The organism is Arthrobacter sp. D5-1 (assembly GCF_017357425.1).
Taxonomy (GTDB): Bacteria; Actinomycetota; Actinomycetes; order Actinomycetales; family Micrococcaceae; genus Arthrobacter.
On record NZ_CP014571.1, the window covers coordinates 2400509 to 2426532 of the forward strand.

Genomic DNA, 26024 nt, shown 5'->3' on the forward strand with positions numbered 1-26024 from the left:
CTAGACTGGAAACGTGGCAGATCCAGCAAGTTACCGGCCCCAAACAGGTGAGATTCCGACCACCCCGGGCGTCTATCGATTCCGCGACCCCCATGGCCGGGTCATCTATGTAGGCAAGGCAAAGAATCTCAGGTCCAGGCTTAATTCCTACTTTGCCAACCCTGCAGGACTGCTTCCCAAGACCCACGCCATGGTGCATGCGGCCAGCAGCGTCGAATGGACCGTGGTGGGCAGCGAGCTGGAATCGTTGCAGCTGGAATACACGTGGATCAAAGAGTTCAAGCCGCGCTTCAACGTAGTTTTCCGCGACGACAAAACCTATCCCTACCTTGCCGTCACCATGGGGGAGAAGTACCCCCGGGTGCAGGTCATGCGAGGTGAGCGCAGGAAGGGCACCAAGTACTTCGGGCCCTACACCGCCGGCGCCATCCGCGAAACGATGGATACCCTGCTGCGGGTTTTCCCGGTCCGCAGCTGCAGCGCGGGCGTCTTCAAGCGCGCGGAATCCAGCGGGCGTCCTTGCCTGCTCGGCTACATCGACAAATGTTCGGCCCCTTGCGTCGGCCGGGTGAGTCCGGATGAACACCGCAACCTCGCCGAGGATTTCTGTTCCTTCATGGGCGGCGAAGCGAAACGATTTATAAGCCGCCTGGAAAAGGACATGGCAGCAGCCGTGGCCGAACTCGACTACGAGCGGGCTGCCGGGCTCAGGGACGACATCATCGCGCTCCGGAAGGTTTTTGAGCGCAATGCCGTGGTCCTCGCCGAAGATACCGACGCTGACGTCTTCGCGCTCCACGACGACGAACTGGAGGCTTCCGTGCAGGTCTTCCACGTCCGCGGTGGCCGGGTCCGCGGACAGCGTGGCTGGGTGGTCGAGAAAGTTGAAGATGCCACGACCCCAGAGTTGATCGAACATTTGCTGCAGCAGGTCTACGGCGAGGACAGCGAGGTCCAGGGCCGGATTCCCCGCGAAGTCCTGGTGCCGGAAGCACCCAGCAACCATGCCGAACTCACTGAGTGGCTGGGCGGGCTGCGTGGTGCCAAGGTGGACATCCGCGTGCCCCAGCGTGGTGACAAGGCCGCCCTGATGTCCACGGTGCGCGAGAACGCGGAGCAAGCCCTCAAATTGCACAAGACCCGCAGGGCCGGCGACATCACTGTCCGCTCCGTGGCGCTTCAGGAATTGCAGGAAGCCCTGGAAATTCCGGTTCCCTTGCTGCGGATAGAGTGCTTCGATATTTCGCACGTGCAGGGCACCAACGTGGTGGCCTCCATGGTGGTGGTGGAGGACGGTCTGCCCAAGAAAGCGGACTACCGCAAGTTCTCCATCACGGGCGCAGCGGCAGCTGACGACACCGCGGCGATGCATGACGTCCTGACCCGGCGGTTCCGGCATTACCTGACGGACAAGGCTGCCCAGGTCCCCGTGATATCCGGCGAGATCGTCAACCCGACGCGTGCGGGGGCCAAGAGCAACACTGAAGCCCCGCCGTCGGACCCCACGATGCCGGCCCCCAAGGCCAAGTTCGCGTACCCGCCCAACCTTGTGGTGGTGGACGGCGGGCAGCCGCAGGTCAACGCCGCCAAGCGTGCGCTGGCGGAGCTCGGCATCGACGACGTCTACGTGGTGGGCCTTGCCAAGCGCCTGGAAGAAGTCTGGCTGCCTGACAGCGACTTCCCGGTCATCCTGCCGAGGACATCGCAGGGACTGTATCTACTTCAACGGATCCGTGACGAAGCCCACCGCTTCGCCATCACTTTCCATCGGCAGAAGCGCGGGAAGGCCATGACGGTATCCGTCCTGGACGGGGTGCCGGGCCTTGGTGAAGCCAAGCGCAAGGCTTTGGTGGCGCACTTCGGCTCGCTGAAAAAGATCAAAGCGGCTTCCGTTGAAGAGCTCACGTCTGCCAAAGGTATCGGCCCTGCGCTGGCAGCTGCCGTGGTTCAACACCTGGGTAAGACGGAAGACTCCGCCGGGGCAGTCCCGGCGATCAACATGACCACCGGCGAAATCCTTGAATCTTAGCTAGGGTTAGAACCTGGCCGATGGCCGCATCAGCGGCCACCGGCTCTTGAACATGTCGAGGGTGCGTTGACCCAAGGGGAGCGCACCTCAGGCCGTAAACACCACTTCGGACGAAACGGGGAACAACTCATGGATGAGGCAACGGCAGGGTCCGGAACGGAGCAGGACGGCCTCACGCCCGTCAAGCCCCCGGAGGCGGAACTGCTGGTCGTCACCGGCATGTCAGGGGCAGGACGCAGTACGGCCTCGGATGCCCTGGAAGACCACGGCTGGTATGTGGTGGACAACCTCCCACCGCAGATGCTGGGAACCCTGGCCGAAATTGTCTCGCATGCTCCCAAATCCATTCCCAAGCTGGCGGTGGTGGTGGATGTCCGCAGCAAGGACCTCTTCACTGACATCCAGACGGCGCTGGGCGCGCTCAGCGCCAGCGGCATCACCTTCCGGGTGCTCTTCCTGGACGCCAATGATGACGTCCTGGTCCGCCGTTTCGAGCAAGGACGCCGTCCGCATCCCCTGCAGGGCGGCGGCAGGATCCTTGATGGCATCGGGGTCGAGCGCGAGGTCCTGCGGGAACTGCGCGAGCATGCCGACGTCGTGCTGGACACCTCCGACTTCAATGTCCACGGCCTGGCAACAGCCATCACCGAACTGTTCAGCGACACAGGCCCGGTGACCCTGCGCCTGAACGTCATGAGCTTTGGATTCAAGTACGGACTCCCTGTGGATGCCAACTTCGTGGCCGATGCCCGTTTTATTCCCAACCCGCACTGGGTTCCCAAGCTTCGGCCCCATACAGGGCTGGATGAGGACGTCAGCAACTACGTGCTGGCTGCCGATGGCGTGCACGAGTTCGTGGACAGGTACGTACGGGCCCTGGAGCCTGTCCTGGACGGCTACCGCCAGGAGAACAAGCACTACGCTACCTTGGCTGTTGGCTGCACTGGAGGCAAGCACCGATCGGTGGCGGTCGCCGTCGAACTTTCGAAGCGTTTGGCGCAGTATCCCCGTGTCACAGTCACCACCACCCACCGAGACCTGGGACGCGAGTAGTGGGCGTCCTCACCGGCCCACTGCCCCTGATCCCGCCCAAAGGCGTCCCCGGCAGCCAGCAAAAGAAAAGTCCGTCAGTGGTTGCCCTGGGTGGCGGCCACGGACTGGCGGCGTCGCTGTCGGCACTGCGCCTGCTCACCTCCGAGCTGACGGCAATCGTCACAGTAGCGGACGACGGCGGCTCGTCCGGGCGTCTTCGCGAGGAGTACGGCGTCCTTCCGCCCGGCGACCTGCGGATGGCGCTCAGCGCCCTGTGCGACGATACCGACTGGGGCCGGACCTGGCGGGACGTCATGCAGCACCGTTTCAATGCCGGGTCCGCCAAAGGCGGCTCACTGGACCATCACGCCATGGGCAATCTGCTGATCGTGACCCTGTGGGAGCTCTTGGGAGATACGGTTGCCGGCCTGAAGTGGGCCGGCGCCCTGCTGGGAGCCAGGGGCCAGGTGCTGCCCATGTCCAGCGTTCCCCTCACCATTGAGGGCCAGGCCCACATTGACCTTCCGGGAGGTGGCCAGGAACTGCGTACGGTCCGGGGCCAGGCCAAATGCGCTGTGGCGGGCAAGCTTGAAGACGTCAGGCTGCTGCCTGAGGATGCTCCGGCCTGCACAGAAGCCCTGACGGCCATCGAACTGGCTGACTGGGTCATCCTTGGACCCGGTTCCTGGTACACCTCGGTCCTGCCGCATCTGCTGCTGCCTGAGCTGCGCCAAGCCCTGGGCGACACCGCTGCGAAGCGCTGCCTCACCATGAACCTTGACGTCGAAACCAAGGAAACCTCGGGCATGACGGCCGCGGACCATCTGGATGTCCTGCGCCGCTATGCACCTGAATTCAGCGTCGATGTGGTCCTTGCGGATCCTGCTGCAATCCAGGACCTCAAAGCCTTCGAGAAGGCCGCGGGGATGATCGGGGCTGAAGTGGTGTTGGGTAGAGTGGGGGCGTCGAGGCGCCGCCCCGTCCATGATCCACTGCTGCTGGCAGCGGCGTACCACGATATTTTCGGGAACAGTTAGGAATACGCGATGGCACTTACTGCGTCGGTCAAGGACGAACTGTCCCGGCTGGACATCAAAAAGTCTTCAGTCCGCAAGGCTGAAGTTTCGGCAATGCTGCGCTTCGCGGGTGGCCTGCACATCATTTCGGGCAGGATCGTCATCGAGGCTGAAGTCGACCTCGCTTCCACGGCACGCCGCCTCCGGGCCGCGATCGCGGAAGTGTACGGCCACCAGAGCGAAATCATCGTCGTTTCCGGTGGCGGCCTGCGCCGGGGAAGCCGCTATGTTGTCCGTGTGGTCCGGGACGGTGAAGCACTCGCCCGCCAAACGGGCCTGCTGGACGGACGCGGACGTCCTGTGCGAGGGCTGCCCTCGGTGGTGGTCAACGGCTCGGCTGCAGACGCCGAGGCTGTCTGGCGGGGAGCGTTCCTCGCCCACGGTTCACTCACTGAGCCGGGTCGTTCTTCCTCGCTGGAAGTCACGTGCCCCGGCCCCGAATCCGCGCTGGCACTCGTTGGGGCTGCCAGGCGGCTCGGCATCCAGGCCAAGGCCCGTGAGGTGCGCGGAGTGGATCGCGTAGTCATCCGAGACGGAGACACCATTGCTGCCCTCCTGACCCGCATGGGTGCGCATGACGCGCTGATGGTGTGGGAAGAACGGCGCATGCGCAAGGAAGTCCGGGCGACGGCCAACAGGCTTGCCAACTTTGACGACGCCAACCTGCGCCGGTCTGCCCAGGCAGCAGTGGCCGCGGGTGCCAGGGTGGACCGTGCCCTGGAAATCCTGGGAGACGACGTACCGGACCATCTCAAGTACGCCGGGGAGCTCCGTGTTGCCCACAAGCAGGCCAGCCTGGATGAACTCGGACGCCTGGCGGATCCGCCCATGACCAAGGACGCCATTGCGGGTCGCATCCGCCGCCTCCTCGCCATGGCGGATAAGCGGGCCCTCGACCTGGGCATCCCGGGTACTGAGGCAAATGTGACTCCGGAAATGATGGACGAGTAGTCCGCACCCATAGAATCGAAAATGCGTGGAGGAAATACTGCGAGGCCACCCGGGGTTGTTCCCGATGGAGGCAAGAGCAGGCTTCTTCGCCAAGGATTTCCGGCCAGCATGCTGGCCGGATGACATAACGAGAGTTACCAACCCGGACGTCAGTCCATTACATTGGAGGATTTCGTGACAGAGTACGTTCTGCCCGAGCTCGGCTATGACTATGCAGCACTCGAGCCGCACATTTCGGCAAAGATCATGGAGCTGCACCACAGCAAGCACCATGCTGCTTACGTTGCAGGCGCCAACAATGCCCTCTCCCAGCTGGCCGATGCCCGCGAGAAGGGTGACTACGCCAACATCAACCGTCTCTCCAAGGACCTCGCGTTCCACACCGGCGGACACATCAACCACTCCGTTTTCTGGAACAACATTTCCCCGGACGGCGGCGACAAGCCCGAAGGTGAGCTCGCAGCAGCCATCGATGACGCCTTTGGTTCGTTCGACGCTTTCCGTGCGCAGTTCAGCGCTGCCGCACTTGGCTTGCAGGGTTCCGGCTGGGCTTTCCTGGCCTACGAGCCCATCGGTGGCAACCTGCTCATCGAGCAGCTCTACGATCAGCAGGGCAACGTTGCAGTAGGTACCACGCCGCTCCTGATGCTGGACATGTGGGAGCACGCCTTCTACCTGGACTACGTCAACGTCAAGGCTGACTACGTCAAGGCCTTCTGGAACATCGTCAACTGGGCGGACGTTGCAAAGCGCTTCGAAGCCGCGCGCGCCAACGCCACGGGCCTCATCGTCCTTTAGTTGGTGAGCCCCGGTTCACGCCGATGTAACAAAAGTCACTTTTTGCGTGAATTGGGGCCAAATGCTGGAAAGCCTGCCTCCGCAGTTGCGGGGGCAGGCTTAGTTAAACGTAAGATGGATCACGGAAGGCGGTTAGCCTTCAGCAACGTGGCTGGTCGCCCTCCGATCTGATAATCACCTCTGCCCAAAGACGTGCGGGGTCTGTTGGTTGGAAATAATAAATCCGACTCACTAGGCGTGCTTGCAAGAGCACCAAGGAGATTGACACATAGTGACCACCCGTATTGGTATCAACGGCTTCGGCCGCATCGGCCGTAACTACTTCCGCGCAGCACTGGCCCAGGGCGCAGACCTTGAGATCGTCGCCGTCAACGACCTCACCAGCCCCGAGACTCTCGCCCACCTCCTGAAGTACGACTCCGTCGGTGGACGCCTCGCCCAGACCGTGGAAGTTGTCGATGGAAACCTGGTAGTCGATGGCAAGTCCATCAAGGTCCTGGCTGAGCGCGATCCCGCCAACCTTCCCTGGGGCGAATTGGGCGTTGACATTGTCATCGAGTCCACCGGCTTCTTCACCAAGGCCGCAGCAGCCCAGAAGCACATTGATGCCGGCGCCAAGAAGGTCCTCATCTCGGCTCCCGCAAGCGACGAAGACATCACCATCGTCATGGGCGTCAACCACGAGCTTTACGATCCCGCAGCGCACAACATCATCTCCAACGCCTCCTGCACCACCAACTGCCTCGGCCCGCTGGCCAAGGTAGTCAATGACGCCTTCGGCATCGAGCGTGGCCTCATGACCACGGTCCACGCCTACACGGCCGACCAGAACCTGCAGGACGGACCGCACGGCGATCTCCGCCGCGCCCGTGCCGCCGCCATCAACATGGTTCCTACGTCCACCGGTGCAGCCAAGGCAATCGGACTGGTCCTGCCGGAGCTCAAGGGCAAGCTGGACGGCTACGCCATCCGCGTTCCGGTCCCCACGGGTTCCGCTACGGACCTCACGGTCACCGTCTCCCGCGAAGTAACGGTTGAAGAAGTCAACGCAGCAGTCAAGGCTGCCGCTGAGTCAGAACAGTTCGCCGGCATCCTTAGCTACACCGACGCTCCCATCGTGTCCTCTGACATCGTCGGAGACCCGGCGTCTTCCATCTTCGACTCCGGCCTGACCAAGGTCATTGGCAACCAGGTCAAGGTTGTTTCCTGGTACGACAACGAGTGGGGTTACTCCAACCGTCTCGTAGACCTCACGGAGCTCGTCGCATCCAAGCTGGGCTAGGGTAGACACATGACATCTCACACCCTCAACGAACTCATCGCTGAAGGTGTCCGCGGGCGGTACATTCTGGTCAGAAGTGACCTCAATGTGCCGCTCGACGGCTCTACAGTGACCGACGACGGCCGCATCAAGGCCTCACTTCCGGTCCTCAAGAAGCTCTCGGACGCCGGTGCCCGTGTGCTCGTTACCGCACACCTTGGACGCCCCAAGGGCGCTCCCGAAGAAAAGTACTCCTTGAAGCCCGCTGCGGCCCGCCTTGCGGAGCTGGCGGACTTCCCGGTACAGCTCGCCGCCGACACGGTGGGGGACTCCGCCAAGGAGCTCTCATCCGGCCTCAACGACGGGGACGTACTCATCTTGGAGAACGTTCGCTTCGATGCCCGCGAAACCAGCAAGGACGACGCCCAGCGCGGCGCCTTCGCCGACGAGCTGGTTGCCCTCACGGGAAGTAACGGCGCCTTCGTGGACGATGCCTTTGGAGCGGTCCACCGCAAGCACGCGAGCGTTTATGACGTGGCCACCCGGTTGCCGTCCTATCTGGGCGACCTCGTCCACACCGAGGTAGAGGTTCTCCGGAAGCTCACCACGGACACGCAGCGCCCGTATGTCGTAGTTCTTGGTGGCTCCAAGGTCTCGGACAAGCTGGCGGTGATCGAGAACCTTCTGGGCAAAGCGGACACCATCCTTGTTGGCGGCGGCATGCTCTTTACTTTCTTGGCCGCAGCAGGCCATAAGGTTGCGGGAAGCCTTCTTGAGGAGGACCAGATCCCCGTAGTCCAGGACTACCTCCAGCGCGCTTCGGCTGCGGGTACCTCCTTTGTGATCCCCACCGACGTAGTAGTGGCCAGCCGCTTTGCAGCTGATGCAGACCACGAGGTCGTCAGGGCGGACGCCATTGAGGACAGCGCTTTCGGAGCTTCCGGTATCGGCCTGGACATCGGACCGGAATCCGCTTCCGCGTTCGCAGCCCAGATCGAAGGCGCCAAGACCGTCTTCTGGAACGGCCCCATGGGTGTCTTCGAATTCGAGGCCTTCTCCAGCGGCACGCGGGCCATCGCCCAGGCGTTGACGGATACGGTTGCCTTCACCGTTGTGGGGGGTGGCGATTCCGCCGCAGCCGTTCGGACCCTAGGGTTCGAGGACTCGCAGTTCGGACACATCTCCACTGGTGGTGGCGCAAGCCTGGAATACCTTGAAGGCAAGGAACTTCCCGGCCTGAGCGTCCTGGACCGCTAAGCACCATCCGGCCGGCAGGACGCCATCGCGTTCTGCCGGCCGTTCCATATTTCAACGCATTCTTTGGAGTTCATGTGACTACCTCTGCCAACGGCAACTTTGTCCGCAAGCCCTTCATCGCCGGCAACTGGAAGATGAACATGGACCACGTCCAGGGCATCACCTTGCTGCAGAAGCTCGCCTGGACGCTGTCCGACGCCAAGCACGACTACAACCGTGCCGAGGTTGCCGTCTTCCCGCCGTTCACGGACCTCCGTGGCGTCCAGACGCTGGTCCAGGGTGACGACCTCGAGGTGGTCTACGGTGGCCAGGACCTCTCGCAGTTCGACTCCGGAGCCTACACCGGTGATATCTCCGGTCAGTTCCTCAGCAAGTTGGGCTGCACCTACGTCCTGGTGGGCCACAGTGAGCGCCGCACCGTCCACAACGAATCCGACGACGTCCTGAACGCCAAGGTCAAAGCTGGGTTCCGCCACGGCGTCATCCCTGTCCTCTGCGTCGGCGAAGGCCTCGAGATCCGCCAGGCAGGAACGCATGTGGAGCACACCCTTGCCCAACTGCGCGCCGGTGTTGAAGGACTCACGGCTGAGCAGGCTGCGGAACTCGTGGTTGCCTACGAACCCGTCTGGGCCATCGGCACGGGCGAAGTTGCCGGTCCGGAGGATGCACAGGAAATGTGTGCAGCCATCCGAGCCGAACTTGCCGAACTCTTCGACGAGACCGTCGCAGCAAAGACCCGTCTCCTTTATGGCGGTTCCGTCAAGGCCAACAATGCAGCCGCCATCATGGCCGAAAGTGACGTTGACGGATTGCTTGTGGGTGGCGCAAGCCTGGACCCCGCTGAGTTTGCTAACATTGTCAGGTTCGAGAGCCACCTCGTCACGGACTAGTCCGGCTCCCGTTTTCCGCTTCTTCGAAAGGCCGTCGTGGACGTTCTTCAAGTCATTCTGCAGATCCTGCTGGGAATCACCAGTCTTCTGCTGACGCTGCTCATTCTCCTGCACAAGGGACGTGGCGGCGGTTTGTCCGACATGTTCGGTGGCGGAATGAGCTCCGGATTGAGTTCGTCCGGTGTAGCCGAGCGCAACCTGAACCGCTTCACCATCATTCTCGGTATCACATGGGGAGCTGTCATCATCGGCCTTGGCCTGATCATGCGCTTCACCTCAGGTGGCGACTCCTAGTCCCCACCTCAACGGATCTATCACAAGAGGAGTGGTTCCTTCCCAGGGACCACTCCTCTTTTTGTTGGTTACCCATCCCCAGTGCCGTCGTCGAGCACTTCGCACTAGAATGTCCGTGTTGGCCGAAAGGCCCACGGGCCGTGACGGCCGACCACCGAGTCGCTAGGGGTTCGAAAATGGTTCATGGCACGCCAGGATATCGGGGCACCCGCGTAGGTGTGGCCCAAGGTTCTACTCCGAGAAACCAAAGCGACCATGGCGGGGGAGTCCAGCTGCCGCGGATTCGGGTTCCCTATTGGTGCGCCAAAGGACACGAAACCCGGCTTGTTTTTCTTAAACTGCCGGACGAGCAAATTCCCAGGACCTGGGACTGCCCTAAGTGCGGCCTTCCGGCCTCCCGTGATCCCGGCCGTCCGGCCTCGGCCCGGCCAGAGGACGAGCTCTTCAAATCGCACCTCGATTACGTTAAAGAGAGACGCTCCAGCCAAGACGCAGAAATTGTCCTGACTGGAGCGTTGGAGCGGCTACGCGCCCGCGGGGTCCTTCCGGACCAGCTGCTGGGGGACGCGTGAGGCTGCGTTCTCGTCTATAAGCCACAGGGTCCGCGCACGGCCAACGGGACCGGAGGCGGGCACCTGGACCGGGTTGGCGCCAGCCAAGGCCAGGCCAACAGCTCCTGCCTTATCTTCGCCGGCAACAACCATCCAGATCTCCTGGGCGGTGTTGATGGCGGGCAGCGTCAAGGAGATACGCGACGACGGCGGCTTGGGCGAGTTCTCGACACCCACCACCGTGCGTTTCTTCTCACGGACGCCGGCCTGCTCGGGAAAGAGCGACGCCACGTGGGCGTCCGGGCCCACGCCAAGAAGCAGGACATCAAAGCGCGGCAGGAGGCCAGGCTCGTCGGAGCGGCTATCAGACATGTCAGCTGCATGCTCGGCTTCGGCTGCTGCCTTGAGTTCCTCGGCATAGGCAAAGGCGGCTTCGTCAGCTGTGGCAAAGTCGTCCGCCGAGCCGGGCTCGTGGACCCTGGCAGGATCTACAGCCAGGTGGGCCAGCAGGGCCTGGTGCGCTTGACGGGTATTCCTGTCCTCGCTGTCAGCAGCAACGAAGCGTTCATCACCCCACCAGAAGTTAACTTTTGACCAGTCGACGGCCGGTGCTGCAGCTGAATCGGCCACAGCCTTCAGCGTTCCGATTCCGACGGTGCCGCCGGTCAGGACCACCGTGGCCTCGCCGTGCTTGTCCTGGACATCCACAAGCTTGGTAATGAGGCGTGCCGCGATGGCGGCCATCAACACCTTGGAGTCGGGATGGATGCTAACTCTTGGCTCAGCGTGCACTTGTCTGGACTCTCCTCTGGCTGGTAAGTGGCAGTCCCATCGTAATCACTTCTCCGAAGACTTCGTCGGGGTCGAGCCGTCGGAGTTCTTCGGCGAGGCAATCTTTAAGGCTGCGCCGGGGGAGGGTGATACGCTGTGCCGGCTGTCCAGGTTGGGTCAGTTCCGCCACGGACAGTCCGGGACGGAAAAGCTGGACATCGCCGCTTGCACGGGTCAGCCGGACCCGCCGAATGCCGGTACCTGCAGGGTCCGCCACAATCGTGACGGGCGCCTCCAGCGCCAGGCTCAGCCAGGCAGCCAGCAGCAGGGTGCTGGGAGAGTCCGATGCGCCTTCCACAGCCACGGCTGAGACGGGGTCGCTGTCGACTTGGTCGAAGACAGCTGCGAGTTGCATGCGCCAGTTGGTCAGGCGGGTCCAGGCAAGGTCGGTGTCGCCGGCTTTGTACGTTGCCCGGATGTTCTCCAGTGCCCGGCGGGGGTCAGGTTCGTTGGCGGAGTCGGTGATGCGGCGGTGCGCGATGCGGCCGATGGAGGTTTCGCAGGCGCTTTCCGGGGCTCCGTGCGGCCACCAGGCAACGATCGGGGCATCCGGCAACAGCAGGGCGGCCACCAGGGATTCGCTCTCGTGGGCCATGTGCCCATGCCCGCGCAGGACGATGACCTCGGATGCGCCGGCGTCGCCGCCGACACGGATTTGAGCATCAAGACGGTCAGGACCCTCAACGCCGGCGTCGGCCAGGACAATGATCCGGCAGGGGTGTTCCCGGCTGGCTTCATTGGCGGCCTCTATGGCTTCTTCTTCCTGCCCGGACTTGGTCACCACCACCAGGGTCAGGACACGGCCCAAGGCGATGACGCCGCCCTGTTCACGCAGCGACATGATCTTCTTGGAGATCTTGGAGGTGGTGGTATCGGGAAGATCTACAATCATGGCCTTCTCCAGGTTCGTCCGTCACGGGCGAGCAGGTCATCGGCCGAGGCCGGTCCCCAACTGCCGGGTGCATAGGGTTGCGGTTGTTCGTCCAGGCCGGCCCAGTATTCCTCGAACGGGTCCAGGATCTTCCAGGACAATTCCACTTCCTGGTGGCGCGGGAAGAGCGGCGGTTCACCCAGGAGTACGTCCAGAATGAGTCGCTCGTAGGCTTCGGGGCTGGACTCCGTGAAGGAGTGGCCGTAGCCAAAGTCCATGGTGACGTCGCGGACTTCCATCTGGGTGCCCGGGACCTTGGAACCGAAACGGATGGTGGCGCCTTCGTCGGGCTGGACGCGGATCACCACGGCGTTCTGGCCGAAGTCGTCCTCACCATGGTCGCGGAACAACAGGTTCGGCGCGCGCTTGAACACCACGGCGATTTCGGTGACACGACGACCCAAACGCTTACCGGCGCGCAGGTAGAACGGCACACCGTTCCAGCGGCGGGTGTTGATGTCCACCCGGATCGCAGCATACGTCTCGGTCTTGGAATCGGCAGGGATGCCGTCCTCATCCAGGTAACCGAGTACTTCTTCGCCGCCCTGCCAGCCACCGGTGAACTGACCACGTGCGGAGTGGGTGGAGAGGTCGTCGGGCAGCTTGACCGCCGCGAGGACTTTTTCCTTCTCCGCCCTCAAATCATCGGCATTAAAGGAAATGGGCTCCTCCATCGCCGTCAACGCCAGCAACTGGAGCAGGTGGTTCTGGATGACATCGCGGGCAGCACCCACGCCGTCGTAATACCCTGCACGCCCGCCGGTGCCGATGTCCTCGGCCATGGTGATCTGGACGTGGTCCACGTAGTTGGCGTTCCAGAGCGGCTCAAACAACTGGTTCGCGAAGCGCAAAGCCAGGATGTTTTGCACCGTCTCTTTGCCGAGGTAGTGGTCAATCCTGAACACGGCATCGGCCGGGAACACGGATTCGACGATGTCGTTCAGCTGGCGGGCGGACTCGAGGTCATGCCCAAACGGCTTCTCGATCACCACACGTCGCCATTGGCCAGGCTTGGCCTGGGCAAGGCCATGCTTGGACAGCTGGCGGCAGACCTGTTCAAAGGCCTTGGGTGGGATCGACAAGTAGAAGCCGTGGTTTCCGCGGGTTCCGCGGGTCTCATCCAGCTCATCAAGGACATCACCGAGGCGCTCAAAAGCGTCGTCGTCGTCGAACTCTCCCTGGACAAAGCGAATACCCGAGGCCAATTGCTCCCATACCGCTTCATCGAACTTGGTCCGGGCGTGGGCTTTGACGTTTTCCTTGACCTCGGCCGCGAAGTCAGCGTTGTCCCAGTCACGGCGGCCGAAACCAACCAGCGCGAAGCTGGGAGGCAACAGACCACGGTTGGCGAGGTCATAGACCGCCGGCATGAGTTTTTTACGGGCGAGGTCGCCGGTGACTCCGAAGAACACCAACGACGACGGCCCGGCGATGCGGTTCAGGCGCCGGTCCCGCGGATCCCGCAGAGGATTCCGCAGACCGGCGTTTTTCCTGCCGTTTTCAGTTTCTGGCATGTTTGGTTCTGTGCCTTAGCTTTCGAGTGCGCTGGCTTGGTCGGCCAACGCAGCGACGACTTCCTGGAGTTGGGCCACGCCGGCAGCACGTTCGGTGAGGTGCAGGCGCAAAACAGGACGGCCATGGCCTTCCAAGACCTGGGCGTCGCCCGAGGCCTGGGCGGCAATGAGCTGGCCGAAAGTGAAGGGCCGCTCCGGGATGTCCAGATCAGTGGAGGATGCTGCAGTGACCTGCAGGAATACTCCGATGGCCGGTCCGCCCTTGTGGAACTGGCCCGTGGAGTGAAGGAACCGCGGACCCCAACCGAATGTCACAGGACGCCCGCTGACGGCCGCGAGTTCATCCCGGATACCTTCAAGCGGCGCGTGGGAAATACGGTCGAGGTATGCCTGCACGCTCAAGTAGCCATCCGTGCCGAGCTGGCTGAGCAGTGCCTGCACAGCCTCGCTTACCGTTGAGGCGTTACCGAGCCATCCACCTCCGCGTACTTCCACAGCACCGTCGGTGAAGGCCGCGGGGGTGGGTTCGGGACGGGCGTCCAGCAAGCCGCGGGCTGCCACCTTGGCGGCCTCGACGTCGGGCTGGTCAAACGGGTTGATGCCCAGGAGCCGGCCCGCCACGGCGGTTGCGAATTCCCAGACAAACATCTGCGAGGCCAGCCCACCGGCGATGGCTACCTCGTTCCCACGAAGCTCGACGTCGGCATCCGCGCTGACCAGCCGCACCACCAGGACGTCGTCGGCACCGTTCAGGGCCTCAGGAGAGTCCGGGCCGGCAACGACAGGCAGGACGCCCGTACCCAGTTTGCCGGTGGATTCCGCAATGAGCTGTTCGGCCCAATCAGCGAAACCGACAATACCTGAGCCGTCTTCGGCGATGACCACCTTGTTGCGCAGCGGGCTGGTACCACCCAAAGCTATGCCCAGTGCCAGGCCGATGTTGTCGGCGGAGTCCTCGTTGAGGATCTCCGCAGCTTCCTCCGCCTCATCCAGGAAGGCCTGGATGTCCACACCGGCAAGCCCACAAGGGACCAGGCCGAACGCAGTCAGTGCTGAGAAACGGCCTCCCACGTTGGGGTCGGCGTTGAATACCGCGCGGTAGCCTGCCTCGCGCGACGCCTTATCCAGGGGCGACCCCGGATCAGTAACGATGATGATGCGGCTCCCAGCGTCGATGCCGGCGTCGTTGAACGCCTTCTCGAATACACGGCGCTGGGAGTCGGTCTCAACGGTGGAGCCGGACTTGGAGGAAACGACGATCGCCGTTTCCGCCAACCGATCCGCCAGGGCAGCACTGACCTGTTCAGGATCAGTGCTGTCCAGCACAGTCAGCTCGACGCCGGCAGTACCGGCAATGACCTCGGGAGCCAGCGAAGACCCACCCATGCCACACAGGACAATGCGGGTAACTCCTTCGGCACGAAGGGCGTCACGAAGTTCCAGAATGTCACCGACCAAGGCCTGGGACACTGTGGCGGCCTCTACCCAGCCGAGACGGATCGCAGACTCGGACTCTGCCTCAGGACCCCACAGAGTGTGGTCCTTAGCGAAAATCCGCGTGGCGATCCTGTCCTCAACCAGGCTGTCAATGTGCTGGGCGATGGCCTGTTGCGCGGCACCGCTGGCGTCGTAGCTGATTGTGCTCATGGTGGGTTAGGAAGCCTTCCGTGCGGTGGCGAGGGCGCCTTCGACGTCGGCGAGGAGTTCCTTCCAGGAGCCTACGAACTTCTCAAGGCCTTCGGTCTCAAGCAACGTCACGACGTCGTTGTAGGAAACGCCGAGGGCTTCGAGGGCGTTGAGGGTCTCGTTTGCCTCGTCGTAAGTGCCGGTGATGGTGTCACCAGTGACGACACCGTGGTCGAACGTGGCATCCAGCGTTTTCTCCGGCATGGTGTTGACCACGCCGGCTGCCACGAGTTCGGTCACGTAGAGGGTATCCGGGTAGGCAGGGTCCTTGACGCCGGTGGAGGCCCACAGCGGACGCTGCGGGAGGGCGCCGGCCTCTGCCAGCACTGCCCAGCGCTCGGTGGAGAAGAGCTCTTCGTAGACCTGGTAAGCCAGGCGTGCGTTGGCGACACCGGCCTTGCCCTTGAGTGCCTTGGCTTCATCGGTGCCGATGGCGTCGAGGCGCTTGTCGATCTCGGAGTCAACGCGGGACACGAAGAACGAAGCAACGGAGTGGATCCTGGAGAGGTCGTGGCCGTTCTCCTTGGCCTGCTCAAGGCCGGACTGGAAGGCGTTGATGACCGCGCGGTAGCGCTCCAGGGAGAAGATCAGGGTCACGTTGACGCTGATGCCCTCGGCCAGGGTAGCCGTGATGGCTTCGAGGCCTTCCAGGGTTGCTGGGATCTTGATGTGGACGTTGTCCTTGTTGACCTTGGCGTAGAGGTGCTTGGCCTCGGCGATGGTGCCGGCGGTGTCCCAGGCAAGGCGGGGATCCACCTCGATGGAAACGCGGCCGTCCACACCATTGGTGGCGGCGGCTACCGGTGCAAAGAGATCGCAGGCGTCTGCGACATCAGTGGTGGTGATTTCAAAAATGGTCTCTTCGACGCTGGCGCCGGCCGCGGCCTGCGCTGCGATGATGGCGTCGTAGTCCGTGCCGGCGGTGATCGCGGCGTGGAAGATGGACGGGTTGGTGGTCACGCCAACCACGTTCTTTTCGTCGATGAGCTTCTGCAGGGTGCCTGTGTCCAGGCGGGTGCGGGAGAGGTCATCGAGCCAGATGGAAACGCCGGCGTCGGAAAGCTGCTGCGTGGGAGTGCTAGACATGTGTTTTTCTCCTGTGAGAGGGGAGCAGACTGTTATGCGTTGACGTCTGCGAGGGAGTCTTTGGCTGCGGCTGCGACGGCTTCGGCGGTGATGCCGAATTCGTTGAAGAGCCGCTTGTAGTCGGCCGAGGCACCGAAGTGCTCAAGGGAGATGGAGCGGCCGGCGTCGCCGACGAATTCGCGCCAGCCGAGTGCAAGGCCGGCTTCAACAGAAACGCGGGCTTTCACGGAAGCGGGGAGCACGGATTCGCGGTAGGCCTCGTCCTGCTTGTTGAACCACTCAACGCAGGGCATGGAGACAACGCGGGCTGCGATGCCTTCGGCCTGGAGGGCTTCGCGGGCCTGGACTGCCAGCTGGACTTCGGAGCCGGTGCCGATCAGGATGACCTGGGCGTCAACGGTTTCGCCGTCCTTGGAAGCTTCGGCCAGCACGTAGCCGCCCTTGGCAACGCCTGCGGTGGAACCGAACGTGTCACCGGTTGCTTCACCTTCGCCGCGGGCGTAGGTGGGGATGTTCTGACGGGTCAGGACGATACCTGCCGGGTTCTCGTGGTTCTCCAGCATGGCCTTCCATGCCGCGGAAACCTCGTTCGCATCACCGGGACGGACAACGTCCAGGCCCGGGATGGCGCGCAGCGAAGCGAGCTGCTCAACCGGCTGGTGGGTGGGGCCGTCTTCGCCCAGGCCGATGGAGTCGTGTGTCCATACGTACAGGGACGGAACACCCATCAGCGCGCCAAGGCGGATGGCCGGGCGCTGGTAGTCGCTGAAGATGAGGAACGTACCGGAGAAAGCGCGGGTACGGCCATGCAGGGAAATGCCGTTCACAATCGACGCAGCAGCGTGCTCACGGATACCGAAGTGCAGCACCCGTCCGTACGGGTTGCCCTTCCAGGCGTCCGTGGAGCGCGAGGTCGGGATGAACGACGGCGAGCCTTCGATCGTGGTGTTGTTGGACTCGGCGAGGTCGGCCGAACCGCCCCACAGCTCCGGCAGGACCGGGCCGATGGCGTTCAGGACCTTGCCCGAAGCCGCGCGGGTGGAAACGTCCTTGCCTGCTTCGAACACGGGAAGCGCAGCATCGATGCCCACGGGGAGCTTCTTCGCTTCAACGCGTTCCAGCAGGGCAGCGGCGTCCGGGTTGGCGGACTGCCATGCCTCGAACGAGCTCTGCCAGGCAGCGCGTGACTCGGCGCCACGGTCCAGGACCTTACGGGCGTGTGCCAGGACTTCTTCGTCAACATCGAAGGACTTGGCAGGATCGAAGCCGAGCACGGTCTTCAGGGCCGCGACTTCCTCGGCACCCAGGGCGGAACCGTGGATCTTGCCGGTGTTCTGCTTCTTCGGCGCCGGGTACCCAATGATGGTGCGCAGCGAAATGATGGACGGCTTGTTCGTCTCAGCCTTCGCCGCGAGCAGTGCTGAGTAGAGTTCCTGGACGTCTTCGACGTAGTCTCCGGTCTTGGTCCAGTCAACGCGCTGGGTGTGCCAGCCGTAGGCCTCGTAGCGCTTGAGGACGTCCTCGGTGAAGGCGATGTCGGTGTCGTCTTCGATGGAGATGTGGTTCTCGTCGTAGATCACTACGAGGTTGCCAAGTTCCTGGTGGCCGGCCAGCGAGGACGCCTCGGAGGTCACGCCTTCCTGGAGATCGCCATCGGAGGCGATGACCCAGATGGTGTGGTCGAACGGCGATTCGCCGGCGGGAGCATCGGCGTCGAACAGGCCGCGCTGGCGACGCTGGGAGTACGCGAAACCAACAGCCGAGGCCAAGCCCTGGCCCAGCGGGCCGGTGGTGATTTCCACGCCGGCGGTGTGCTTGTACTCGGGGTGGCCAGGGGTCAGTGAACCCCAGGTGCGGAGCGCCTCAAGGTCCTTCAATTCCAGGCCGTAACCGGACAGGAACAACTGGATGTAAAGGGTCAACGACGTGTGGCCGGGGGACAGGACGAACCGGTCGCGGCCAAGCCAGTCCGGGTTCTTTGGGTCATGGCGCATCAGCTTCTGGAACAGCAAGTATGCTGCCGGAGCCAAGCTCATCGCCGTACCGGGGTGGCCGTTGCCGACCTTCTCCACGGCGTCTGCGGCCAACACACGAACGGTGTCAACTGCCTTCTTGTCCAGATCGGTCCATGACAGTTCTTGCTCTTCCAAATGTGGCACGAAAACCGAGCCCCTCTCTGTGCTGACGGCAGGCGTATGGACACGGCACGCAGGAAGCACAGGATGGCGCCCGCTGCAATGTGTCTACCAGCCGTTCACCATTGAAACGTTGATCTCTCATCCAGACGCACGGATTCCCGAGAATACGGTTTCCCGGATCGTCAACGTGTGCTGATCTGCTCAACAGCTTAGCCCTAAACGTGTCACGGAACTCAGGGAATCCCACTAACTGGACAGAAATTCCCTTATATGAATCACGATGGCCCGGAAGCGGAGTGAAGATTCGGAAACATTGACGGATTTTGCGGACATTGGTCCACTTCCGGCCACGGTATGATATTTGGAGGCCACCAGCGGTTCATGCGCCCGTGTCAGCTTTCGAAGACCGGGACGGCAGCCGTTGCGAGAACCCCAGAGCATAGAACAGAGTGACTGCCGCCGTGAGCACAACTGATACGCCCCTCAACGCGTCCCCGGCCCGGGGAAGCATCGGAATTTCCCGTAAGTTCAAGGCGTATCTGGCACTCACCAAACCCCGGGTCATCGAACTCCTCCTGGTCAGCACCCTGCCCACCATGATCTTCGCCCAGCGTGGCTTCCCCTTCATCGGCCTGATCCTGGCCACCCTCGTCGGCGGAGCGTTTGCAGCCGGCAGCGCCGGAGTCTTCAACTGCTACATCGACCGCGACATCGACAAACTGATGCACCGCACCGAGAAGCGCCCCTTGGTCACGGGTGAGGTCACGCCGCGCGAGGCCCTGGTCTTCGCCTGGATCCTGGGTGCAGCGTCAATCGCCATCCTGTGGTTCGGCGCCAATCCTCTGTCCGCCTGGCTCGGGCTCGGTGCCATCGTCTTTTATGTGGTTATTTACACCATGATCCTGAAGCGCCGCACGGCCCAGAATATTGTGTGGGGCGGAGCGGCCGGATGCTTCCCCGTGCTGATCGCCTGGGCCGCTGTCACCAATACGGTGGAGTGGCCGGCAATCGTGCTCTTCATGGTGATCTTCCTGTGGACGCCCCCGCACTACTGGCCCCTGTCCATGCGCTACGGCGAGGATTACCGCAACGCCAAGGTGCCCATGCTCGGTGCCATCGCCGGCGCCAAGGTGGTATCGGTACAAGTTGTCCTCTATGCCTGGGCCATGGTTGCCTGTTCACTCTTGATGGTTCCCGTTGGAGGTGCCGGCTGGGTTTACACGATCGTCGCCGTTGCCGCCGGTGCTTGGTTCCTCTACGAGAGCCACGCTCTGTACAAGCGCGCACAGGGTGGCGACGTCTCCAACAAGGGCGCCATGAAGGTCTTCCACGGATCCATCAGCTACCTGACGCTGCTCTTCATCGCACTGGCCGTTGACCCCTTCATTGGCTCAGCGATCGTCGGCGGCTAAGTTTCGCGCTTCGTCAGGAAACAACGTTCGACGCCGGTGCCCGCCAGAGTGCCGGCGTCGCGCTTTTCCCTCACGCCACCTGACGCTCGCCCACATCCCAAGCCCTTGATCCCAACGCTCGCTCACATCCCAAAAGACGCAACCAAGTGAGCCAACGGGGGAGGCGCCTTGCCGGCGGGCAGCGCAGAGACCAGCAGGGGAGCGTAGCGAATCTTGTTGCCACTCCGGCCTCCGAAGAACCGTCGTAATTGGACTTCCACGGACCGGTCCCGCAGTGAGGGCTGGCGTTGGAGGAGCCTGAACGAGGCCAGCTCGCCTTCAGCCCCGATGACGTCGAGCACGGCGTCGATTCCCAGGCATCGGATAAGTTCATCCTCCAGATCGGTGTCACAAACCTGGAACCAGCGCTCTTCCAACGGTCCGGATCCCACACCGGCATGCAGGAGTGCCCTGGCAATGACTTTGGACTCGCCTGCATCACAAAGCCCAAGTATTCGGTGGCCGGATCCCTTCGGGCCGTAGCGCTCGAGGTAGTGGACGATACTCGTGGCGCCACCCATCGGGATGATTTGCACACGTTCTGAAGCCAAGTTGTGGTCACATCGAAAGGCCAGGGCTTCTACGGCCAACCTGTCGCTTTCACCCTCGACCAGCACAGTTGTCGCCTGCATAAGACAAGTATGTCGGACGCGGCAACGGAGGGCTTTGACGCGCTTCTATACCTAGAGTTCTCTTGGCAGCACCTAGTTTCGCCCTTCCGGGCACCTATTTCTTGCCCAAATGCCACCTAGTTTGCGGAAAAGTCGTCTAGGTGGTGCCGTGCGCACCCTAATGTTCGAAATGGAACAGAGCCGTTCCACACCGCACGAGCATTGGGGAAAACAATGAAAGCGCTCCTCCGTACTGCAGGAATCGTGACCATCGCGTCGGCTTCAGTTTTGACCGGAGTGACAGCCGCGCAAGCAGCGCCGGCCTGCTCCACGGCACGTGTATGTCTCTACGACAACTACTGGTTCACCGGAACGCAGCGGACCTACAACTGGGTCGCTTCGTATGTGGGCGACGCGGCGAACGATAAAGCCAGTTCCGTCGTCATAGGCCCGGCCGCGAACGTTCAATCGCCCTACGTGTATCTGTACCGGGACCTCAATTACTCCGGGCATGCAGTGATCTTCCGTGGTGGGAACGCAGTGAACGATCTCCGGGGTGTGTCAATGTATGCCGGTGTGAACTGGGACGACGAGATCTCAAGCATTTGGGGTTAGCCTTGCAATCGCCCGCTCTTCGGTCCACCGTGAAGGTCGCCTCGTTGCTGGCAGGGATCGTGATGGCCTGCGCTGCCTGTTCCGGCCCGCCGGCATCGTCGCCCAGCGAATCCATGGCCACCAGTTTGCCCGCCATCGATCGCTCTGCCGGCGCCAGGGCCAAAGCGTCCCTCAACGAAGTGAGCGGTGAGGTGCTCCTTCCCATGAGTGCCTACTGGTACTCGGACCGTGAGAACGTGATCGTAAATTCGGCGGTCGCTTTCCTCATCTACGACTGCGTGGAAGAAGCCGGGTTTACGGTGGCGCCGTGGGGCGGCGGAGGCAAGGCCCTGCAGGACTACAGGTTTGGTCAATGGTCCCGTCCATTGGCAGCCAGGAACGGCGCCATGCCGGAGATACGCGAAGTACCAGGGGTGCTGGACGAGCAACCGGAGCGCCCGCCCCTGAGCGCCAGGCAGCAGGAGGAAGAAGTGAAGTGCACCAACTCCGTGGGGCGGGCAGGCTTGCCCGAACTCCTGGAGGGGCTGGCCGGAGACACATCCCTCCAACACCGGATCACCGGTAACGCCGTGGCGCTGACGGAGCGCGATTCCGACTACCTTGCCTACCGGAAGAGCTGGGAGGACTGTGTGGCCGGCAAGGGCCTGAAGGTCGCGGAGGCGGGTTCCTGGAATCTGTCATCGAGCGGCTCCAAGGAAGACGAGATTCGAGTCGCCTTGCTGGACCTTGAATGTAAGGAGGCCAGCGGCGGGGCCAGGAAACCCTATGACATTCTCGCGGAATACCAGGCAGCACAGATGAAGGACCATCAGGCCGAGCTCAACGCCCTGGCAGAAGAGAAGACGGCCGCCGTGGAGCGGGCCAAGCAAATACTGCGGGACCATGGCGTGGCTGATGCAAGACTCTGAGTCAATCCTGATTCGCCGCGGCATGCGGCGTGTTCCGCGCTGGTGGCTGATGCCTGTCGCCGCGTCCATTGTCATTGCAGGTTTGGGCGTCACCTATTGGGCGGGGGCTGCCAGCACGGCCGGGATGGAGCCAGGGCCACCCGTGCCCGAGGTGGTTCCTGTTTCGGCCACGGTGGAGCGCCGTGCGGTGGCCAAACAGGTGGTTCTTTCGGGAAAAGTCATAGCAGGAGCCCAGTCCGCACTGCAGGCAAGCCCGGCCGAAGGTGTTGACAGGCTGGTGGTGACGGCGGTGGCCAAAGAAGCTGGGAGCGTCGTGGTGCCCGGTGAACTGCTGGCGGTCGTTTCCGGCAGGCCCCTGCTGATACTGCCCAGCAGTGTGCCGTTGTACCGTGACATTATCCATGGGGAGTCGGGACCTGACGTCATCGCCCTCCAGGCGGCACTGGCGATGTTTGGGTATGCATGCACCACAACAGGAACCTTTGACCTGGATACCCAGCAGGCATTGGGATCCTGGTACGAGTCCGCAGGGTTCAAGGCGCCCACAGCGCCCGCTCAACTCCCCCAGGGGGACGCCGGCAAGGCGGCACGAAAGCCTGCCGGGTCCGACATCATGTTCCGTTGGCGGGAATTCGTGCAGGTCCCCGGCGACTCCGGGACAATTGCATCCGTAGCTGGCCCGGGGGCCCTGCTGGCTGAGGATGGAATCGTAGCCCGCATAAGAGTTGCCGACGATTCGATTGTTGCGCGGGCCGACGTTGTCCAGTCCGAGAGTTTTGCGGTGGGTGCGCCCGTCACGGTCAGGGTCGGCTCAACGGTTCTGGACACCACTGTGGCCAAGATCAGCGGCTTCCTGGAGGGGGACCCAAGCAAGAATGAAATCCCTGGAAAAGACATCACGGTGGCAATTCCCCCAGGGTCACCGGGATTCGCGGCGGACCAATCAGTCACCGTAACTGCAGGCAGCGAAACTGCAGAGTCCCTCGCCGTTCCTCTGATAGCGATTCGCCAGGATCGTGGGACACCGTACCTCTTGATTGAAGGGAGCCACGAGCCCCGCCGCCTTGAAGTGAAGGTCACCGCACAGGCGGATGGTTGGGCGGCGATCGCTGACGTGGATGGTCTGGTTGTTGGGGAACGGGTGAAACTCCAATGAGCGCACCGGCTTCCACGCACGAATCCGCAGGGCCCGGTCACCCCCTGCCTGTCCTTAGCCTGCGGGGCGTAAACCGGGGGTTTCCCGGAACGAAGGCACTGGTGGACGTGCATCTCGACATTCATGAGGGGGAGTTTGTCGCCATAGTCGGTCCCTCCGGTTCGGGAAAGTCCACGCTCCTCAATGTCCTGGGCCTTCTGGACAGACCCACGTCAGGTACATATCGCATCAGAGGTACGGACGTCGCCGAGTTCAACGAGAGGCAGCGGGAAGATCGGCGGGCCGAAGTTTTTGGCTTCGTCTTCCAGGAATCACATATGGTGGGCCGGGACGCCGCGGCCCGCAATGCTGTGTTGGGGCTACGTGCACGGGGCATCGGGTTCGTGGTTCAGAAACAACTGGTCATGCCGGTTCTTGACAAGTTTGGGCTTGGGCATAGGGCAGCAACCCCGGCGTCACTCTTGTCCGGGGGAGAGCGACAACGCCTTGCCATCGCCAGGGCAGTGATCGGAGCACCCAAGGTAGTCCTCGCGGACGAGCCCACAGGCAGCTTGGACACAGAGAATGGCAACATCGTCATCCGCCATCTGCGGGGGCTCAGTGATGCCGGCACCACGGTGGCCATGGTGACCCATGATCCGGACATTGCGGCAGCCGCAGACCGGATCATCACGATGCGCGACGGAGCGATCGTCACGGACACAGGCCACAGCAGGGGAGCCGATCCCGTTCCAGCAACATCAGCTGCAGGTCCGGAAAGCACGCAACGCGCCTTCGTTCGGCGCCGGCGCCACGAGGCCATTGATGTTGTTGCCGACGCGCTGTCTGCGCTGACGGTTCGTCCCGCCAAGGCCCTTTTGCTGATCATGGCATTCCTCCTTGGCAGTGGAGGATTGGTTGCGGCCATCGGACTCAGCCAGAGCGCCTCTGTCAAGGTATCTGCCCGGATTGACGCAGCCTCGAGCGACGAAGTCAGGGTGACCCGAGCGGCTGGTTATGCATCATGGGAAGCCGTCAAAAGCGATCTCAAGGCATCCGAGGGACTGAACGGCGTGCACGATGCCGGAGTCATCGCCGAACTCTCATCCTCCGTGGTGCAGCCATCAACATTCCGGCCTGCGTCCTTTCCCGAACAACCCGCTTTCAACGGAGCCGTCCGGATTATCGACTCAGCTTACCTGCGGGTCCAAGGGGCTACCGTCTCCTATGGTGACGCCGCCTTGCTGGACCACTCATTCGGAGGGCCCGTCGCCGTTCTGGGTCAGGATGCCGCCCTACAGCTGGGAATCGCAAGGCCCGGTCCCGGCGTCGTGGTGTGGTTGTATGGCCAGGCGGTCCCGGTGGTGGGAATCGTTGAAGACCCGGGACGTGACCCGGTACTGCCGTCAGCGGTGATGGTGGGTGCGGGGTCTTACACTTTGACCAGCAACGTGGCAGCCAGCCTGGTCCTTCGGACGAGTCCAGGGATGCCGGCAGCTATTGCAGAGGCACTGCCAAAAGCACTCAATCCTGCTGAACCCGGGATCGTGGAAGTACAAACGGTGGCCGACCTCCGGGAACTCAAACAAGGGATTGATACGGACCTCGGCCGGCTGGTGGCCATTGTCTCCGTCATCCTGCTCGCCATGGCCGTCCTCAGCGCCGGAACCACCATGTACCTGGGCGTGCTGGCGCGATCAAGCGAGATTGCACTGCGACTGGCCTTGGGCATGCGACGAGGAATGCTGGCGTCGATGTTCCTCACCGAGGGCGCCGCAGTGGGAGCCTTGGGCGGGGCAGCAGGCGCAGCAGCCGGAATGGGCGCAGTCCTGGCCTACGCGGCCAGTGAAGGCTGGGTGGCAGTAATTCCTTGGTACGCGTCCATGTGGGGCCTGGGGGCAGGACTCGTCAGCGGCACCCTGTCTGCCGTATACCCGGCGATTCTGGCCATGCGGTCAAACCCCGCGCACCTGATCCGGGCGTAGGAGCGGCGGAGGAAATCTGCTAGCCGACCGGGCTGTGCTTCGCAAGGTCGGCCGCATTGGTAGCGGCACTCATGAGGACGGCTGCCCCGAACATGTGCGCACCGACCAGGAGAGCCGGAATTCCGTTGTAGTACTGGGTGAAGCCGATGACAGCCTGCAGCAGTGTCACGCCGAGCAGCAGGTATGCCGCTGTCCGGAACGGACCGTTGATCTTGTGGCGGACCACCAAGTACACCGCGAACAGCGTTCCGGCCGTGATCAGGTAAGCGGGGACGGCGTGGATGTGGGAGAAGAGGTCCCAGTCGAGGTCGTTCCGGGGTGCGTCAGCGTCTCCAGCATGAGGCCCGGCACCAGTAACCACGACACCCAGCATCACCGACACTGCTGAGAAAACAGCAACGGCCAGCATCACAGGGCGAGCCAAGGCCGGCAGCGCGGGCAGGATCCGGTTCATATGGCCACCGGTACGACCATAGGCCCGGTTGACAAGCAGCGTGGCGAAGACCACCAAAGCCATGGAGACCAGGAAGTGCAGGCCCACCACCCATGGGTTGAGGCCGGACAAAACAGTGATGCCGCCGATAATTGCCTGGGCCGGGATGCTTGCCAGCAGGCCCAGGGCAAGGATGAACAGGTCGCGGCGTTCTTTGCGGAGGTTCCACAAGTACACCAGCATGAGCGCGGCAACGGCTGCGAGGGCGAAGGTCAGCAGGCGGTTCCCGAATTCGATGAACCCGTGGATGCCCATTTCCGGTGTATTGACCAGCGAGTCATTGGTGCATCGCGGCCACGTGGGGCAGCCCAGCCCGGAAGCGGTAAGGCGGACGGCACCTCCGGTCACCACGAGGACCGTCTGCCCAATGAGTGACAACAAAGCCAGCCGGCGGACGGCCTTATTTACCTCGGTAGGCAGCTTGGACGTGAACCGCTGAACGGTTTTGGGGAGGCGCGATGCCGTGCTCACAGTTTTCTCACTTCTCAGTTCTGCATTGTT

At 62.7% G+C, this 26024-nt stretch carries 23 protein-coding genes; 15 read left to right on the forward strand and 8 right to left on the reverse strand.

Features of this window, described 5'->3' with window-relative positions:
• Positions 1-13: 13 nt before the first annotated feature.
• From uvrC to AYX22_RS10930, 10 genes are all read left to right on the forward strand, one after another.
• Positions 14-2029, forward strand: coding sequence for an excinuclease ABC subunit UvrC (gene uvrC, locus AYX22_RS10885; protein ID WP_207593508.1), 2016 nt, complete (start codon positions 14-16; stop codon positions 2027-2029).
• Positions 2030-2158: 129 nt separating this feature from the next.
• Positions 2159-3082 carry an RNase adapter RapZ gene (rapZ, locus tag AYX22_RS10890; RefSeq protein WP_089595052.1) on the forward strand — a complete coding sequence of 308 codons (924 nt, stop codon included), beginning with the start codon at positions 2159-2161 and terminating at the stop codon, positions 3080-3082.
• Positions 3082-4098, forward strand: a complete 1017-nt coding sequence (gene yvcK, locus AYX22_RS10895) for a uridine diphosphate-N-acetylglucosamine-binding protein YvcK (RefSeq protein WP_207593509.1) — start codon at positions 3082-3084, stop codon at positions 4096-4098. Before rapZ ends, yvcK begins: the two co-directional genes overlap by 1 nt.
• 9 nt (positions 4099-4107) lie before the next feature.
• Positions 4108-5088: a DNA-binding protein WhiA gene (whiA, locus tag AYX22_RS10900; RefSeq protein ID WP_018777554.1), complete on the forward strand. Its 981-nt coding sequence runs from the start codon at positions 4108-4110 to the stop codon at positions 5086-5088.
• Between the two features lie 174 nt (positions 5089-5262).
• Positions 5263-5886 (forward strand): superoxide dismutase, encoded by a 624-nt coding sequence (locus tag AYX22_RS10905; protein WP_089595054.1) that lies wholly within the window; start codon positions 5263-5265, stop codon positions 5884-5886.
• A gap of 271 nt (positions 5887-6157) precedes the next feature.
• Entirely contained in the window at positions 6158-7168 is a 1011-nt protein-coding gene (gene gap, locus AYX22_RS10910) for a type I glyceraldehyde-3-phosphate dehydrogenase (RefSeq protein WP_089595055.1), read from the forward strand.
• A gap of 9 nt (positions 7169-7177) precedes the next feature.
• On the forward strand, positions 7178-8404 hold the full coding sequence (locus AYX22_RS10915) for a phosphoglycerate kinase (RefSeq protein WP_207593510.1): 1227 nt from the start codon (positions 7178-7180) through the stop codon (positions 8402-8404).
• Between the two features lie 74 nt (positions 8405-8478).
• On the forward strand, positions 8479-9294 hold the full coding sequence (gene tpiA / locus AYX22_RS10920; RefSeq protein WP_207593511.1) for a triose-phosphate isomerase: 816 nt from the start codon (positions 8479-8481) through the stop codon (positions 9292-9294).
• 36 nt (positions 9295-9330) lie between these two features.
• Positions 9331-9588 (forward strand): preprotein translocase subunit SecG, encoded by a 258-nt coding sequence (gene secG, locus AYX22_RS10925; protein ID WP_024821019.1) that lies wholly within the window; start codon positions 9331-9333, stop codon positions 9586-9588.
• A 176-nt stretch (positions 9589-9764) separates the two neighbouring features.
• Entirely contained in the window at positions 9765-10160 is a 396-nt protein-coding gene (locus AYX22_RS10930) for an RNA polymerase-binding protein RbpA (protein WP_207593512.1), read from the forward strand.
• Here the strand turns inward: AYX22_RS10930 and pgl are convergent.
• The 6 genes from pgl to tkt are packed head-to-tail and all read right to left on the reverse strand — an operon-like array spanning position 10113 to position 18346.
• Positions 10113-10883 (reverse strand): 6-phosphogluconolactonase, encoded by a 771-nt coding sequence (gene pgl / locus AYX22_RS10935; RefSeq protein ID WP_242703302.1) that lies wholly within the window; start codon positions 10881-10883, stop codon positions 10113-10115. The genes AYX22_RS10930 and pgl overlap by 48 nt on opposite strands.
• A gap of 37 nt (positions 10884-10920) precedes the next feature.
• Positions 10921-11862 carry a glucose-6-phosphate dehydrogenase assembly protein OpcA gene (locus AYX22_RS10940; protein WP_024821021.1) on the reverse strand — a complete coding sequence of 314 codons (942 nt, stop codon included), beginning with the start codon at positions 11860-11862 and terminating at the stop codon, positions 10921-10923.
• Positions 11859-13415: a glucose-6-phosphate dehydrogenase gene (gene zwf / locus AYX22_RS10945; RefSeq protein WP_207593514.1), complete on the reverse strand. Its 1557-nt coding sequence runs from the start codon at positions 13413-13415 to the stop codon at positions 11859-11861. Before zwf ends, AYX22_RS10940 begins: the two co-directional genes overlap by 4 nt.
• A 15-nt stretch (positions 13416-13430) precedes the next feature.
• The gene (locus AYX22_RS10950) at positions 13431-15062 is read right to left on the reverse strand and encodes a glucose-6-phosphate isomerase (protein ID WP_207593515.1); all 1632 of its coding nucleotides are present in this window, start codon (positions 15060-15062) and stop codon (positions 13431-13433) included.
• Positions 15063-15068: 6 nt separating this feature from the next.
• Positions 15069-16187, reverse strand: coding sequence for a transaldolase (gene tal / locus AYX22_RS10955; protein WP_207593516.1), 1119 nt, complete (start codon positions 16185-16187; stop codon positions 15069-15071).
• Between the two features lie 32 nt (positions 16188-16219).
• Positions 16220-18346 (reverse strand): transketolase, encoded by a 2127-nt coding sequence (gene tkt, locus AYX22_RS10960; RefSeq protein WP_242703303.1) that lies wholly within the window; start codon positions 18344-18346, stop codon positions 16220-16222.
• Between the two features lie 428 nt (positions 18347-18774).
• Between tkt and AYX22_RS10965 the strand changes: the two genes are divergently transcribed.
• Positions 18775-19737: a heme o synthase gene (locus tag AYX22_RS10965; protein WP_207593517.1), complete on the forward strand. Its 963-nt coding sequence runs from the start codon at positions 18775-18777 to the stop codon at positions 19735-19737.
• A 122-nt stretch (positions 19738-19859) separates the two neighbouring features.
• Here the strand turns inward: AYX22_RS10965 and AYX22_RS10970 are convergent, their stop codons facing one another.
• Complete coding sequence (locus tag AYX22_RS10970; RefSeq protein WP_207593518.1) at positions 19860-20408, reverse strand: TOPRIM nucleotidyl transferase/hydrolase domain-containing protein; 549 nt, start codon at positions 20406-20408, stop codon at positions 19860-19862.
• A 213-nt stretch (positions 20409-20621) separates the two neighbouring features.
• On the opposite strand from AYX22_RS10970, the gene AYX22_RS10975 reads away from it, so the two are divergent.
• From AYX22_RS10975 to AYX22_RS10990, 4 genes are all read left to right on the forward strand, one after another.
• A complete protein-coding gene (locus AYX22_RS10975; RefSeq protein ID WP_207593519.1) occupies positions 20622-21002 on the forward strand; it encodes a peptidase inhibitor family I36 protein in 381 nt (126 codons plus the stop codon).
• A 2-nt stretch (positions 21003-21004) separates the two neighbouring features.
• Positions 21005-21910, forward strand: a complete 906-nt coding sequence (locus tag AYX22_RS10980) for a hypothetical protein (protein WP_207593520.1) — start codon at positions 21005-21007, stop codon at positions 21908-21910.
• Positions 21897-23066: a hypothetical protein gene (locus tag AYX22_RS10985; RefSeq protein ID WP_207593521.1), complete on the forward strand. Its 1170-nt coding sequence runs from the start codon at positions 21897-21899 to the stop codon at positions 23064-23066. Before AYX22_RS10980 ends, AYX22_RS10985 begins: the two co-directional genes overlap by 14 nt.
• Positions 23067-23173: 107 nt before the next feature.
• A complete protein-coding gene (locus AYX22_RS10990; protein WP_242703304.1) occupies positions 23174-25030 on the forward strand; it encodes an ABC transporter ATP-binding protein/permease in 1857 nt (618 codons plus the stop codon).
• Between the two features lie 19 nt (positions 25031-25049).
• Here the strand turns inward: AYX22_RS10990 and AYX22_RS10995 are convergent, their stop codons facing one another.
• Positions 25050-25994, reverse strand: coding sequence for a COX15/CtaA family protein (locus AYX22_RS10995; RefSeq protein ID WP_207593523.1), 945 nt, complete (start codon positions 25992-25994; stop codon positions 25050-25052).
• Positions 25995-26024: the final 30 nt, after the last annotated feature.